This window comes from Legionella quateirensis (genome assembly GCF_001467955.1).
GTDB classification, from domain to species: Bacteria; Pseudomonadota; Gammaproteobacteria; order Legionellales; family Legionellaceae; genus Legionella; species Legionella quateirensis.
The window spans coordinates 353-15467 of sequence record NZ_LNYR01000022.1 but is presented as its reverse complement, the minus strand read 5'-3'; the positions used below and the strand labels follow the sequence as shown (position 1 = coordinate 15467).

Sequence of the window (15115 nt, the reverse complement as noted above, 5' to 3'; positions counted from 1 at the left end):
GCGAGGGATCTCCTGGGTGTGGCTGAAAATCGAGTGTGTTGCCACTTGAAGGGAGATCCTTCACTGCGTTCAGGATGACGAATATAAAACCGTCATCCCGAGTGAAGCGAGGGATCTCCGGGTTGTGGCTGAAAGTCGAGTGCGGTGCCACTTGAAGGGAGATCCTTCACTGCGTTCAGGATGACGTGTAAATTCAGGATGACGTATGCATTCAGGATGACGAATAAAAAACCGTCATCCCGAGTGAAGCGAGGGATCTCCTGGTTGTGGCTGAAAGTCGAGTGCAGTGCCACTTGAAGGGAGATCCTTCACTGCGTTCAGGATGACGTGTAAATTCAGGATGACGTATGCATTCAGAATGACGAATAAAAAACCGTCATCCCGAGTGATGCGAGGGATCTCCTTGTTGTGGCTGGAAGTCGAGTGCGGTGCTACTTGAAGGGAGATCCTTCACTGCGTTCAGGATGACGTGTAAATTCAGGATGGCGTATGCATTAAGAATGACGACATTATCAGGGTAAATAGTCCACACCAAAAAGGAACATTTTATGCAAAACCAATCGTATATGTACTTTGTTACAAATGCTTATAACACTGTTTTATATGTTGGTGTCACCAATGATCTGATACGTCGTATTTATGAACATAAAAATAAATTGATAAAAGGTTTTACGCAAAAATACAATGTAGATCGGCTTGTATACTATGAAATTTTCGACACAATTGTTTTAGCTATTGAACGTGAGAAACAGATAAAAGGTTGGTCACGAAACAAAAAGAATGAACTTGTTAATGCATTCAATTCTGATTGGAATGATTTATACCAATCGATACTTTAAAAATTACGTCACTGCATGGAGATCCCTCGCTATGCTAGGGATGAAGAGTTAACCTTTGAGTGCAGATTAAACGAAAACAGCCCGGGAAAAAGCGCAGCATACATCAGTATGTGAGCATTTTTCCTGGGCTGTTTTCGTTTAAGACGTGCCAAATATGGTCGTCTTACAGGGTTAGCCGATATCGGAGAGCCCAGCTACAGACCTAATCCATGGCTTTAATTTAGCCAATTCCGGCGGTAATTTATTAGTTGTATTCTGAGCCAGTGTTCTACTGTCGTATTCACCTAATGTTAATATATACCAACTTCCTTTTGCATTGGTAAAATGTCTTACCTTTGTATTTGCAAACAATTTGTTACTTGTTCTGAAGCGATGAATATCACTTTCATTGTGGCTCGCTGCTAATTGGATAGTATAGAGATTGGTTCCCGATTTTTGAGCCTCTGGTTTTTTTGCCAGCTTTTCTGGGGCGGGTTGTTTAAACTCAACCAATTTGGACTCTTTTACTGCGGCAATCTGAGTTACAGGCAGTTGCGTTTCGACCAATGCTTCTCTCGCTTTTACTGTAGGAATAACAACTACTTTATCTACTAGTGCTACAGTATTCATTTCTTGTTCGTCGCCATCCCAATCATCCAAAATCTGTTTTTTGGGAAGCGCATAATGCATCAATTGGCGTGTCGAAGAATCCTGCCACGATGCTATATAACTAATCGGTACTTCATTCCGAGCAACTTTTATTTCACTCACAATGGTCGTTATTGGTGGTGGAGTCGTCAATTGTGCCATTTGTGGAAATCGATAATCATTATAAATACCACTAAAATAAACATAAGATACGCCCGCTACAGCAACAGCACTTATAGCGGCACTGGTACGTTTCAAAATCTTCATCTTGTTTGTATTCTTTTGGGTTGAGCACTTATGAATGAATGACTCAAGATTGGAATTAATTTTTGCCAGATTCCCTTTAGTTAACTGATAAAATTGCTTGAATTGCACATCAGTAAGCGGCTTATTAATCAAGCGACCAGTCATTGCACGCTGTAAAACATAGGTTCTTGTCTCATTCTCATTCAATGGACCTAATTCAATGGTATGAATTAAATTATTAAATTGATCAACGGCTAATTTATTAAGGGCGGCGACCAATGAATAATCTGAAACCAGACACAGATGAAAGAAGCCAAAATCCTCCTGGTTTTTGATTGCAATCATTGCCTCTTTAATAAAAGTCTCGGGCAAATTTTGCGCATCATCAATTATTAATAAAACATGTGCCTTACGCTCATTAATCTGCGCTACTATAGATGCGAAATTGGTATCTGAACTTGCATTTAGATGCAATTGTGCAGCAATGTCACTAATGATTTGTTGTTCATCGCATGGAGGCTTAATCGTCATGAAAACAGATTTTATCTGTTGATCCAGATTATGTTGTAATAAAGTACTGAAGGATGTTTTTCCACCCTCTTTCTCAGACAGCACAGTAATTAGAACATTGTTAAAAAGAACCAAATGATTAATGAAGTCGATCTTTGCTAACCATGACCCGGGTTTAAAAAGCGTTCTAGGTTGATTTACAGCTCCAACATCTGGCTGAATCTTTCCATCTATCATTTTTATTCTCCTTCTACAGCAGTAATAAGCGTATTATGCAAACAGTTAGCGGTGACTTTATCATCAAGATAACAATCACCAGGCTTCTTAATCACTACAAAACGCAAGCAATTATTTTTAATTTTTTTATCCAGATTCATTAAATCCATTAATTGATTCAAATCAATAGATTTAGGTATTTTGTGTGGTAACTGAGCATATTCCAGCATCTGTTCAACCAATTCAACACTTTTTGCATCCAACAAGCCCATGTTACAGGATAAGACTGATGCACAATATAACCCTATTGCAACAGCCTCACCATGCAGCCATCGTTGATAATGAGTATAAGCCTCCAGGGCATGACCAAAGGTATGACCAAGATTAAGAAGCGCGCGTTGCCCTGTTTCCTTTTCATCTCCCGCAACATAATCTGCCTTGATTTGGCAACAATGGGCAATCAAGTCAGGAAGCTCTGGACTTTTGGGAGTTAATCCACGTTTCAGTGCATCCTGGAGACGATATAAAAAATCTCCGCCTTCTAATAAAGAATATTTTATCATCTCCGCCAAACCGGAACGAAACTCTCTGTCCGGTAATGTGTCCAGGGTATTTAAATCGATTAATACAGCGTTGGGTTGATAAAAACTGCCTATCAAATTTTTACCAAGAGTATGATTGATGGCTGTTTTGCCACCAACAGAAGCATCAATCTGAGCGAGCAAAGTAGTGGGAATCTGAATTAATCTCACTCCTCGTTGATATGTTGAGGCGGCAAAACCTGCGACATCACCAATTACCCCACCACCAAGAGCAACGACAGTAGTGTCTCTATGATGCTTGTTTTGGATTAATGCATCATAAATGGTAAATAAGCTCTGTTGATTTTTAAATTCTTCACCATCTTTTAAAATAACTACATCACATTGTATTGATGCAAAAGCGGATTGAATAAACTCTAAATAAAGTGGCGCAACAGTAGCATTGGTTACTACAAGTACCTGTTGTGAAGAAATCCAATGCCGCAATAGCGAAGAGTCATTTAGACCCTTGCGACAAATTATTATAGGATATTGATATCCGGGTAAACAGACATCAACCTGAGTATAACCCTCAAACTTCGCCATATATGTATTTTATAATGTTATTCGCTACAGCCTTCACAGTTAATTTATCGGTTTCAAAACTAACATCAGCTAACTCATCATAAAATGGCTCACGTTCGTCTCTTAAAGACTCTAATCTGCCTTCGAGATCTTCAGTTTGCAATAATGGACGCTTGGTATCTCGTTTGGTTCGTTCAAATTGTTGTTGCAAAGATGTTTTTAAATAAATTACAGTGCCTCGACCCGCCAGAGCATTCCTGTTTTCCGGAGTGATAACTACTCCACCCCCGGTTGCTAATACTATATTGGTTTTTTGAGTTAACTCATCAATAACTTTTTGCTCTCGGCGTCTGAATCCTTCCTCACCTTCGATATCAAAAATCCATGATATATCGGCGCCAGCACGCTCTTCAATGACCTCATCCGAATCAAAGAATTCTAATTTGAGCTCCTTTGCCAAAGCACGGCCTATTGTGCTTTTTCCAGCACCCATGGGGCCAATGAGAAAAATATTTCGTACTTTAACTATGCTCATTTTTTCTTACATACCTCATTAACTGTAGTGTCATAATTAACAAAATCATTATAACAACAAATTAGATACACGTCTTAGTTGATTTTTGATATTAAACAAATTCCATAGGCCGGATTCAATAAAACACCATTTGAACGCCTTAAATTTAACTCATATTCATTTTAAATCTGTATTTATACCTACTGACTAAGAATATATATGGCCTATTCTACAACGAATAGATACTAAAATCCCCTATAATTATAGTTTATCAGATCTATAGTCTTAATTGAGTTTATTTATACACCTCTTTTTCACGTCCTTGAATCGTTGTAATCGATAAGGAGTTCGTTATTATCCTCGGAGTTATGAAAATGAGCAACTCCTCATTAGCCAATCTTATCTGTTTGTTACTGAATAATATCCCTACAACTGGAAGCTCACCCAGGAAAGGTATTCTTTTAATCGCTTTATTTTTATCTTGTTTGTAGATTCCACCCAGGACTATAGTCTGCCCATTATTCACCAAAACATTGGTCTGTATCTGTTTTGTCAGAATAATAGGAACTCCCAGTACTCGCTCACCTGAATCCGCATCCTGATTAATCTGCAATTCCAGTAATATTTTATTATCTGGGGTAATTTGGGGTTTAACTTTCAAACTCAACACCGCTTTTTTAAATGCCACTGCGGTAGCTCCACTTGACGTTGATTCCTGATAAGGTATCTCTTTACCTGATTCAATAAGGGCAGGCTGTTGATCGGCGGTAATAACACTGGGACTTGAAATCAATTCTGCTTGTCCTTGACTTTCAAGTGCTGACAACTCCAAATCCAATAATATGTTATCCCCCAATTTGGCCAATGCAATACCTACAGATGCCGGAATGGCTGTATTCGGAGCGGCGACCAGATCCAAATTTAAACGTTGAGCTATTGGCACGTTTGCTGGATTAGCAATACCCTGCGGCAGCTGCAGCTGATTTGCGCCCTCTAAAGTACCGCTTAAATGAGTTGGTTTAGAAACACCCCATCGAATGCCAAGATCCTGACTGAAATCTTTATTAACCTCAACAATTCGAGCTTCAATTTGAACCTGTTTAACGGCCACATCCAATTGCTTGATTAACTCTCTCACCTCTTCAATTTTAAGACCAGTATCCTGAATCCACAAGGTATTTGTTCTGGGATCAACACTGATTTTACCTCTTGGAGACAAAAGTGAGTTTGTTTTGTCTTTGATTAATATCGCTAGATCTGAAGCTTTCGCGTAATTAATTTGAATCAAATCAGACCGTATCGGCTCCAATTTCTCGATAGTCTGTTGACTTTTAAGCTCATCTTCTTCCATTTTATCCAAAGAGGCTTTGGTATCTATCAGCATGACATTACCGGTTTTACGCTTATCCAATCCCTGAGTAGTCAATATAATATCCAAAGCCTGATCCCAGGGAGTATCATTCAATCGAAGCGTAATATCACCCTGAACTTTATCGCTAACCACCATATTAATTCCGGTGAAATCAGCCAATAGCTGCAACACAGCACGAATATTAATATTCTGGAAGTTTAAAGAAATTCGTTTACCTGTAAACACCTGTTTTTTGAGTTTTGCCTGTTGAACTTCCTCAGCTGTCAATGGGAAGATATCCACCATGAATTGCTTATTCACCTGATAAACAAAATGACCATAATCACCTTTGTTAAGAATGGTCATACGAACATTTTTACCTTCCTGTTGCATCGTAATCACCTGAACAGGACTGTGAAAATCGGCAACATCAAAACGCTTCATCAAATTAACAGGGATTTTGGTATTAAGGAAATTAACAACGACCTCTTTACCAACCTGGGTCACATCAATAGGAATGCTGGTGTCCGAAACATCTATAAGTACTCGACCGCCCTGCTTCTCTATGCCGCGAAAATCAATTCTATTGATTTGATGTTTTGCATTCACAACCTGATTGGTAATGAATATTTCTTTATTGTTCTGATATATCTCATTACTTTTGCCATTTAATACAAGACTATAAATATTCCCTGCGGAACTTCCGGAATAAGAGACTGTTCGCTGCAGATCCAGTATTGCTCTTACTCTATCTGCCACAGCAACAACGTTGTAAGTCTTTAAAGAACCCAGCTCAATTTTTTTCATCTTTTGATCGGGTGGTAATTGCATATCTGTATTGATAAAGTCCAGTACGATTCGCGCTGGTTTCTGAGTAATAAAGCTTGCGGGAAGCTGCTTTAAGGGATGTGCAAATTGAAAATCAATACGCACCCTGTCTTCTGGTAATGGAATCACTTTCACCGAAGTCAATGAATTGTCCTGGGAAAATGCCACACCGAAACCAGCACTTAATAAAATCAAAATAGCGATAATCTGTCGCACCCTGCGCTCCTACTTGCCAGTATCTAAATTAATTGTGGTTATTTTCTTTTCCCACGACCCTGTATCTTTTACAGTTTCTTCAAGTTTAATCACTTCTCTTGTAATGACAATTATACGTCCGTAATTTTGCCCCATATAATCCCCAACCCTGACTCGAGTTATCTGCATGTCAGGTTGTTTTATCAAAGCCCAGATAACTGAACCTTGCTCTAATATACCAACAAATTTTAATGCATCCAGAGGATAAGCTTCCAGCGGCTGTTTTAATCTCTTTTGATCCGGAGCATATAAGTCCGTGTTTTTCTTTAAAACGACGGGTTTAAATGGACTGCGTCGTTGATCATTTTCAGGAAATTTAAAAATGGGCAATGGCGCGAATTTGGGAATAGGCTCAATAGGTTTAGTGGGCCGAGTTTTAATATCGTTAATATACTTCATCAGATCGCTATTATCACCCGAACAGGCACAGAGCACCAATGATAAGGCCCCTAATAGCACTGCATGTAATTGCTGTTTGTATTTTATCATTGCGCGCGATATCGATATATTTTAGCCGTGATATTCATCACTAATTCATCCTCTGAAACGGTTTTACTGTCCTTAGAAGATTCCCCTTGGATACTAAATTCATGTAAGGTCACAATTCGATTCATTTCTGCTACGCGGCTTAAAAAAATAGCCAACTGCATATACGTACCAACCACTGTAATTTTAATAGGTAATTCAATGTAGAAATCATGAACCACCTCAGCTTGAGGAGCAAACAACTCAAATTTTAATCCAGATGTCACGCCGGTTTTAGAAATTTCCTCCAACAATCCAGGCATTTCGTTCTTAGCCGGTAACTGCCTTAACATAGTACCAAAACGCTCGTTCATGAGTTGCAATTGATTTCTGTAGGCCTGTAAATTGGAAGCTTGATGCTGTTTCTTTTCAAACTCCTCTTTTAAGGTAACTTCCTGAGCTTGCAGAATGTCATACTGTTCAAAATTAGCTTTAATTATTAACCAATAGCCTAATGCGATGATTAAAAAACTCAATCCGGCAATTACCCCAATTTTCACAGCAATAGGCCACTGGCCTACATTTTCCAGAGTGAGTTCGCTTAAATTGACTGTATTCATAATAGGGTTACCAGTCTAGTATTTAGGTTTAAGTACAAAGCTTAATTTAAATTGATTATCTGCAGCTTGTTTCGTTTCATCCATCTTCTTAATCTCGGTCAGTACCGGAGATTGAATCCAGGCATTATTTTCTATACTTCGCATGAGCATTGAAATATTGGTATTTGATTCAGAGTACCCCCATACCGATACGATATCATTTTGACGTTCCAATTTGGTAACATAAATCCCTGAAGGCATCACTTTAATCAATTCATCAAATAAATGAACCATCAGAGTTCGTGTTGATTGCAAATTCTGGACAATTGACATTCTGGAGATTAATCCTTCCCTGATTTGTTTTAATACTTTTATTTCCTTTATCTGTTCATCTAAACTGGCAATTTCTTTTTGTAACATTTGATTGCGCGTTGTCTGATTATTAACTAAATGAACAGCGTAAGAATTAATTAAAAAAACTACAAATGCTGCAAAAACTATCCCTATTAAAGACATAGTAGTGAAGAGCTTTTTTTCTTGCTCTCGCTTGTGTTCACGCCATGGTAGCAGATTAATTTCAGTCATTATTCACTCTAAATGCCTAAGTGCTAACCCGCATGCAACCATTAAAGCAGGTGCATCATTATTTATAGATTCCAAATCTACCATTTTACCAAAAGACATATGTGATAAAGGATTTGCCACCGTAGTGGATACTCCCAGTTGTTCTTGAATCAAATTGGCTAATCCTGCCTGACGAGCCAAACCACCCGCCAACAAGATATGATCTACAAAACCATGCTGACTCGTAGAATAAAAAAACTGAAGAGTTCGCTTGATCTGTAACAAAACCATCTCTTTAAATGGTTCGAGAACCTCTGAATCGAAATCAGGCGGCAATTTACCCTCTTCTTTTGCGTTTAAAGCTTGTTCAGGTGACATATTGTAGTGCTCCGCAATTGCTTCGATTAATTGCATGCCACCAAATTTTTCCTCTCTTGAGAAGATCAATCTCATCCCATGCAATACGAAAAGATGGGTGTAATTAGCACCTATGTCAATAATTGCTACTATCTTATCTTGCCCCCCAGCGGGTAATTCTGATGAAAGTTGTTGAGCTGCCCGTTCTACAGCATAAGATTCTACATCTACAATTTTAGCTTCGAGACCTGCACGGGTTATTGCCTCAACTCGGCTGTTTACATTTTCTGCCCGTGAAGCAACAATTAATACGTCCAACATTGCTGAATTTTTTGCAGAGTGGCCTAAAATTTCAAAATCCAGATTAATTTCATCTATAGGATATGGGATGTATTTATCCGCCTCTATAACGACCAATTCCTCCATTTCCATATCAGTCAAGCCATCATTAATTTGGACTATTTTACTGATCACAGAAGAGTCAGGAACAGCCAGAGCGACTTGTTTGCAATTCAACCGCGCTCTACTAATCAATTTTTTAATACTGCTGGCTACAGCGTCAACGTCCTTAATTACGTTTCCATCAAGAGCATTGGGAGGTAATGATTGTCGTCCATATCCTTCGACACAAAGCTGATCCTCAGAACCTGAAATTTCCAGTATTTTCACCGCTGAAGAACTGATATCTATGCCAAGAATCGAACGATGTTTAGGTTTAAACAGTTTGAGCACCAGTTTTATCTCCCTGTATCTCCCGTGTAGCCCCAAAAGCGCTCTTATTTAACAACCTTTTACCGCCACTTTACTAACTAAGATGTTAACGTAAGCGACTAAAAATTGGAATCATTTAGAATCAGTTATTTTTGTTTCATTTTAAAAGCTTAATTGAACTGTCATTTCACTTTCAATTTTAATCTGATGTATGCAATTTTAAATCAATTTTTTTTTACTCTTCCTATTGTAAAGCTAATTAATAAATGCTAGCCTCAAAGGATAATTAATACACACATCACAAATTAAATGACCACAATTACCACATACAACACGTTTTTTATGTTGCCTACTCTGGTAATCGGTCTTATTTTATCTTTACTAATCGTCATCCTCTGCGAGTCTATCGCCTAGTGGGGTTAATTTCTGCGCCTGCTGGGCGTGGATCACCTGCAGAAAAAAATAGCTCAAATTTTTAAATTATTTGTGAGGTACGATTATGCACTCCCGAACAGACCGAACTGAACTGCCTACCTGGAAAAAATACCTGCAATTTCCTTTCATTCAGGGCCCCTTATTGGGCGCAGGAGTAATGACATTGGTTACCCCTGGATTGAATTGGACAAATCATGTTCTAAATGGAAAAACGATGCAATGGCGATTTGCCATGTCAGGATCATTTGAATATGCGAGTTCCGCAATCCCATCCTATGCGGTTGTATTTGTACTTAAAAAACTGATGCAACCTGAAGGCCAGCAGGTATCACCATTGTATGAATTTGCCACGTCCTTTACAGCAGGAGCTTTCTCAGGATTGGCAAGCACACCGTTTGAAGGAATCGCCCAGAATAAACAACTGTCCAAACTGCCAACTTCACAAGAAACACGACACAGAATGATCATGAATAATGGTTATAATGCTCTGTTTCAGGGAGGATTCAGTATTATGCTGAGAGAAGGTCTTTGGTCTACAGTATATTTGACTGCAATTCCTACTCTTGCCCGTTATTTCAAATCAACAGGCATGAAGAGAGAACAGGCTGAAGGTCTGGCATTGGTATTAACTGCAGGTTCCTATGGCTTTTTTAGTACGCCCTTATATCAATTGCGTTTCAGAAAACAGCAGGGACTTACTGAGCCCGTTGCTGGAAAAAGTTATCTGGAGCACGCTAAAGACATTTGGAATCAACCGGGCAGCGGAGGTACTGTTCAACGACTTGGATTTTTCTTTAAAGGAGCCTTACCTCGAACATTGACTACCACTATTGCCGGAGCTTTGTTGTACAAAGGCCAGGAAATGTTGCAGGAGTTGATTAAACCCTCCAAACCATAAAGAACAATTGATGTTACTTTATTATTTAACACGTAAACCCGAACCCTGGTGGATGTCAGAATCATACTCTGACGTCCCCAAATCTAAAATAAGACTCTATTTAATTAATACCCCCGGTGGTATGACGAATACAAAGTGTGGGTGCATCAAGGTTAAACCACGGTTAATCTGCATCAGAAAATCAGCTGTCAACGAACTTGAGATTTTGTATCGAAACAAGCGCAAATAAAATTTCTTTATAACCGCCAATTTTTAGTTTTAAATCATTGGGTTGCTCATTTGATATCTTTTCGATTCGTCCATTGAGCCATTCAATTCGATCTTTTAATAACTGTATTAATTTTTGCTTTTCTTGGGGTGTTCCAGTAAAAATGACTATCATTGCTTTGGCTTGAGCATCAATTCTATCACCCGATAGTTCTTTAGCAGCTGCTTGGGTGAGATTTTTTTGAGCCAGAAAAGCTTGCGCTTCATCATATAGACGGTTTTCTTCTAAAATTAAGGCGTTAATTTGTTCTATCTTGTTTAACCTATTTGCATCAGCTGCCTTACCTCTTAGAATGAAGATTTTATTTAATGCAGTAAGAATAAACGTAATGGATTTCTTTTTATCCTGAATTTGTGCTGAATCTTTAGGTGGAAGTTTAATATTCAATACTAAATAACCGTCATTTAATCGAATTAATTTATCTCTTAGGTACGCTATGGCTTCATCGGAAACAAATTCACTTTGCTTAGTATCAATACCTGATGTCAACATCTGATTGGCTGTTTGACGAAGTAGTTTTGCTTGGTCAAATAATCCCTGATTAAATTTGATTCGTGCTTGCTCATATAAAAAATGTACATTTGCAAAGCTGTCATTTTTAGAATTTAAAATAATCCGGGTATGCATCTCATCAATCCACTTTTGGCCTGTACTTAAAGCCGCCTGATTCAATTTATTAGAAGATGAAGTTAACAAACGGGTGTTTAACAAATTTGCGGTTTCATTAAGCCAATTGATAAGTTGTGACTGCTCTGGTTTAGATAAATTCGAGTGAATAAGGCTTTGAAATACCTGTTGCAGATAATCCCTTAATTTTATTGATTCAACAGTATTTCCGGATTTAATCGTCTCATTTAATAAAGTGCGACAAGCGTTGGCATAGATTAAACCATCATCGATAGTAGTGAATTCTTTATGGACTTTACTATTGCATTGAATATCAGACTGTTTTTGTGCCCCTATTACTTGTTGATTATTTGTTCCAGCTCCTGATGGATTGGTAAAAATACTGAGTAACAATAAAATAAATAAAGGATTCATATAATCTTTAGTAATAAGAAGAGCACTTAAACATAATATAAATCGACACGGGACACAATTCAGAGTGTATCCTGCTGAAGTCTATGGGCAAGCCAGACTGTCATTAAGTTAAGAATTTTGTTTCCATTATAAGCTTAATCTGTTCTGGCTGTGGACTGAGTTATCCATTCAAAGTTCTAGTACGGTTAATTATCTGGGGATTAGCGGGACTCAAGAGACATTGACGCTGTCTCAAAGCCTACGAACCAAGGCTTCGATACGAAATCTGTCACTTAATGGTAATACCGCTTTCGTGCGAATGGCATAGACACAATGAAGTTCTCTCAGAGTAACACCAAAGCACTCTGGCTTTAGTGTCCAAATTTCAAAACACCCTGATTAATACATTGGATTACCATATTCAACTTCCATATCATTTACTGGCTCTGAACAAGGTGTCAATTGAGCAAAGTACTCTTGTTTCCAACGCGGATGGACGGCAAAGGCGGGTATATCTTCCAATGGTTTATCTAAAACCAAACTGTGATTTTTAAAAAATTCAAATACAAAGCCTTTAAACGCCGTTTCTACAAAAGTCGTTCCTGCAGGACACCCGCGTTTTCCACCAGAAAAGGGAAAATAATGTTCCCCAATAAAATGCATTTTTCGTTCTTTAACAGCTGGCATGAAACGTAAGGGATCGAAAACCTGTGGCTCGTGCCATAGCTCCGGATCGTGGTGAGTCGCTCGGATAGCAAAGAATAAAAAAGAATTAGGATAAATGGTGCAGGCAGTTTTTTCTTTATTATTGTCCTCTATATCCATAGCGGAACTTATGGATGCTTTTCGAGGTACCACGGCGGTAGGCGAGGCAAATCGTAGTGTTTCCCTATAGATACAATCCAGATATTCCAACTTATTAAAAGACTTCTCAGTAAACTCACCATGAGATTGTATTTCCTCACGCAATTGTTCAAGGATAAAAGGCGATGTACTGATATGCGCGAGTGCTACCATGATTAAGAAAGATAAATTACTCTCAACGATAAAGCCTGCCCCACCATGTGATGCGATTAATTTCTGAGTGATTCCTTCTTGTGTCTCAGTACCATCAAGTTGAAACTGATTGCAAACATAGGCGTTTGACTCGATGATATGTTGAGCGTTTGCACCCAAAACAGCATCACTCATGGCAATCATTTGAGCTTTCATCTTTGCAAATTCTTCGGATTTTGCATTCCCATCCGCTATCAAATCATTTGCTTGTCTAATTAATGGCACATAGTTCCTGGGAAACTCTTGGATACCTAAAAAACACTGTCCGATGATTGTAGCGCCAATATAAGTGATATTATCTTGCAAGGATAATTTGTTATCCCAGATTTCCGAGATATTAGCAGCAAATTCTTTCGCGCATTGAAATGCATGATGACTTGACAGGTTATTCCTTATTTTTTGTTTTTCAGCCTGTGCATCAGCGCCTAAAAGATTCACAATAGTGGTTGCATCGGTGGCTTGTCTTACCCGCTCATGCGGTTCACGTGCCTGTTTATCATTAACATGTTCACCATATTCCGCTATGGCTTCCAGATTAGACTTCGTTCCAGAAAAAACATAAATACTGGGAATTAATCCGGCTACACGAGACACGATAGGCATTTGCCTTAGTACCCCACCAAAAGGTAAAGGATCAATAACACCCACCCCACCATTTTTTGAGCGCTGATATCCTTCACTCAGAATGTAGTCACTTCCGCTTTGCCAAAGTGCATAGGCGTCATAAAATGGGATGTAGTCTTTCCAGTCAGTCCAATTTATGGAAACACCAGATTGAGTTAATTCTTCATAAAATGTTAACACGTAAGTTCCTTAAATTATGGGGTTTGACTATCCGAAACCATTACCGCAGCTTAATTCCTTTAAGAATATGCTTTGCAAAATTCAGCAAGTCAACCCGTTGATGAGCAACCAAATAACAACTTAGGGATATCTATTATCTCAACAATACAAAGTCCATCTCTTATTGCTCAATTATTATCTCAGAAGATCAATTATAACACACCCTCCTGTTTTGTCGTGGAGAATTCTTCCTGAGGAATAGTCACCATTAAGAAACATGCGATTTTGTTTCAATCCACGTTATGTCATAAACCCTGGTAAAGAGTAAAAACTTGCGCTGAGGCAAATCATTAAATATAGTGAAAAATCAAAGTGTATGGGATTACCACAAATACCTTGTTTTTTTGCATTTAAAGGGAGTTTTAAATGACAAGATCTGAAGATTTACTCTACTCATTAGTTACGATAATTATAAGATACCATGACAAACAATCCGGTGTGAAATCGCTGGTTACTGAAAGCGACGAATCTGTTGTAAGAAAAAAATCGCGTTCTTTAGCAAAAAGAATAATCAATGACAACAATATCGATTTTAAAACCCATTTAGAAACTCTAATCAAAGAGTGTACAGAGAATCATGCGGATAGACGTCCATTTCTCTCATTTATTTTAAATGAAATCATTTCTTTAAAATCCCTTACTGACCAAAAAAACTCATTCGATCCTATTGAATATGAAGAATATATAAAGCAAATCACTCAATTATTAATCGATTTTAAGCTGTTATTGTCGAACTCCAAGGGTACAACGCCCATGATCACCCAACATAAAACGGCAACAAGCTCAGGAGGCAGAACATCTTTAGATGGTTTAATTGACGACAGTTATTTACATAGAGGTCAATTATGTAACTCAGGTCTCATTTTGAAAGAAGAAATTCTGAATCGGTATAATCTGGACATCGATTCTTCTGAACGTGAAATAAATGAATTTGCGCAGCAACTTTGTCAGGAACATCAAAATGCCTTATTAATACCCGAGTTAACCGCTAAAAATGAGTCACACAGTAATGTAAGCGATACTCATCAACAAGAACTTGAACTTCAATTAGAAGAACTTAAAGAGGCTCAAAAAAAATTAAACGCAACCATTTCAAAACAACAATTAATCCTTTGTTTACTTTATCATCAATACACAAGGAGCAAATCAAACGAAACACGCCAACAAAAAACAATTGAACGACATGAAGAAACTATTGAAGAGCTGACTCAAAAAATTAATGATTTATCGTCTTTATCTGACAATGATATCAATATCTCAACAACACCCGGTTTTGGATTTTTTGGACTGAAGTTATGATGGTTCGACTCGAGGAACATCTGCATTGTACTTATAAATCAGACTTCGTAACTGTTCAATTAACTCTGGTAAAGTCATCACGGATGCCATGAGGAATTTCCTAATGCT

General features: G+C 38.1%; 13 protein-coding genes. 3 read left to right on the top strand and 10 right to left on the bottom strand.

Features of this window, described 5'->3' with window-relative positions; genetic code table 11:
• Nucleotides 1-548: 548 nt before the first annotated feature.
• Nucleotides 549-839 carry a GIY-YIG nuclease family protein gene (locus tag Lqua_RS09085; protein WP_058473973.1) on the top strand — a complete coding sequence of 97 codons (291 nt, stop codon included), beginning with the start codon at nucleotides 549-551 and terminating at the stop codon, nucleotides 837-839.
• A gap of 171 nt (nucleotides 840-1010) precedes the next feature.
• On the opposite strand, the gene Lqua_RS09080 is transcribed toward Lqua_RS09085, so the two are convergent.
• The 8 genes from Lqua_RS09080 to pilM form a co-directional block, all read right to left on the bottom strand.
• On the bottom strand, nucleotides 1011-2459 hold the full coding sequence (locus Lqua_RS09080) for an SPOR domain-containing protein (RefSeq protein ID WP_058473972.1): 1449 nt from the start codon (nucleotides 2457-2459) through the stop codon (nucleotides 1011-1013).
• A 2-nt stretch (nucleotides 2460-2461) separates the two neighbouring features.
• Nucleotides 2462-3565 carry a 3-dehydroquinate synthase gene (gene aroB, locus Lqua_RS09075; RefSeq protein ID WP_058473971.1) on the bottom strand — a complete coding sequence of 368 codons (1104 nt, stop codon included), beginning with the start codon at nucleotides 3563-3565 and terminating at the stop codon, nucleotides 2462-2464.
• Nucleotides 3552-4079 (bottom strand): shikimate kinase AroK, encoded by a 528-nt coding sequence (aroK, locus tag Lqua_RS09070; protein WP_018576163.1) that lies wholly within the window; start codon nucleotides 4077-4079, stop codon nucleotides 3552-3554. Before aroK ends, aroB begins: the two co-directional genes overlap by 14 nt.
• Before the next feature lie 274 nt (nucleotides 4080-4353).
• Nucleotides 4354-6453 (bottom strand): type IV pilus secretin PilQ, encoded by a 2100-nt coding sequence (locus Lqua_RS09065; RefSeq protein ID WP_058473970.1) that lies wholly within the window; start codon nucleotides 6451-6453, stop codon nucleotides 4354-4356.
• A 9-nt stretch (nucleotides 6454-6462) separates the two neighbouring features.
• The gene (locus tag Lqua_RS09060; RefSeq protein WP_058473969.1) at nucleotides 6463-6981 is read right to left on the bottom strand and encodes a pilus assembly protein PilP; all 519 of its coding nucleotides are present in this window, start codon (nucleotides 6979-6981) and stop codon (nucleotides 6463-6465) included.
• Complete coding sequence (locus Lqua_RS09055; RefSeq protein WP_058473968.1) at nucleotides 6978-7577, bottom strand: type IV pilus inner membrane component PilO; 600 nt, start codon at nucleotides 7575-7577, stop codon at nucleotides 6978-6980. Before Lqua_RS09055 ends, Lqua_RS09060 begins: the two co-directional genes overlap by 4 nt.
• Before the next feature lie 15 nt (nucleotides 7578-7592).
• The gene (locus Lqua_RS09050; protein ID WP_058473967.1) at nucleotides 7593-8141 is read right to left on the bottom strand and encodes a PilN domain-containing protein; all 549 of its coding nucleotides are present in this window, start codon (nucleotides 8139-8141) and stop codon (nucleotides 7593-7595) included.
• Between the two features lie 3 nt (nucleotides 8142-8144).
• Nucleotides 8145-9209: a type IV pilus assembly protein PilM gene (pilM, locus tag Lqua_RS09045; RefSeq protein ID WP_058473966.1), complete on the bottom strand. Its 1065-nt coding sequence runs from the start codon at nucleotides 9207-9209 to the stop codon at nucleotides 8145-8147.
• Between the two features lie 478 nt (nucleotides 9210-9687).
• Here pilM and Lqua_RS09040 point away from each other — a divergent pair, with 478 nt between their 5' ends.
• The gene (locus Lqua_RS09040) at nucleotides 9688-10521 is read left to right on the top strand and encodes an MC/SLC25 family protein (RefSeq protein ID WP_058473965.1); all 834 of its coding nucleotides are present in this window, start codon (nucleotides 9688-9690) and stop codon (nucleotides 10519-10521) included.
• Between the two features lie 181 nt (nucleotides 10522-10702).
• Here the strand turns inward: Lqua_RS09040 and Lqua_RS09035 are convergent, their stop codons facing one another.
• Both Lqua_RS09035 and Lqua_RS09030 read right to left on the bottom strand, forming a co-directional pair.
• Nucleotides 10703-11830, bottom strand: a complete 1128-nt coding sequence (locus tag Lqua_RS09035) for a hypothetical protein (RefSeq protein WP_058473964.1) — start codon at nucleotides 11828-11830, stop codon at nucleotides 10703-10705.
• Nucleotides 11831-12208: 378 nt separating this feature from the next.
• Nucleotides 12209-13669: a cytochrome P450 gene (locus Lqua_RS09030; RefSeq protein WP_058473963.1), complete on the bottom strand. Its 1461-nt coding sequence runs from the start codon at nucleotides 13667-13669 to the stop codon at nucleotides 12209-12211.
• A gap of 405 nt (nucleotides 13670-14074) precedes the next feature.
• On the opposite strand from Lqua_RS09030, the gene Lqua_RS09025 reads away from it, so the two are divergent.
• Nucleotides 14075-15007: a hypothetical protein gene (locus Lqua_RS09025; protein ID WP_058473962.1), complete on the top strand. Its 933-nt coding sequence runs from the start codon at nucleotides 14075-14077 to the stop codon at nucleotides 15005-15007.
• Nucleotides 15008-15115: the final 108 nt, after the last annotated feature.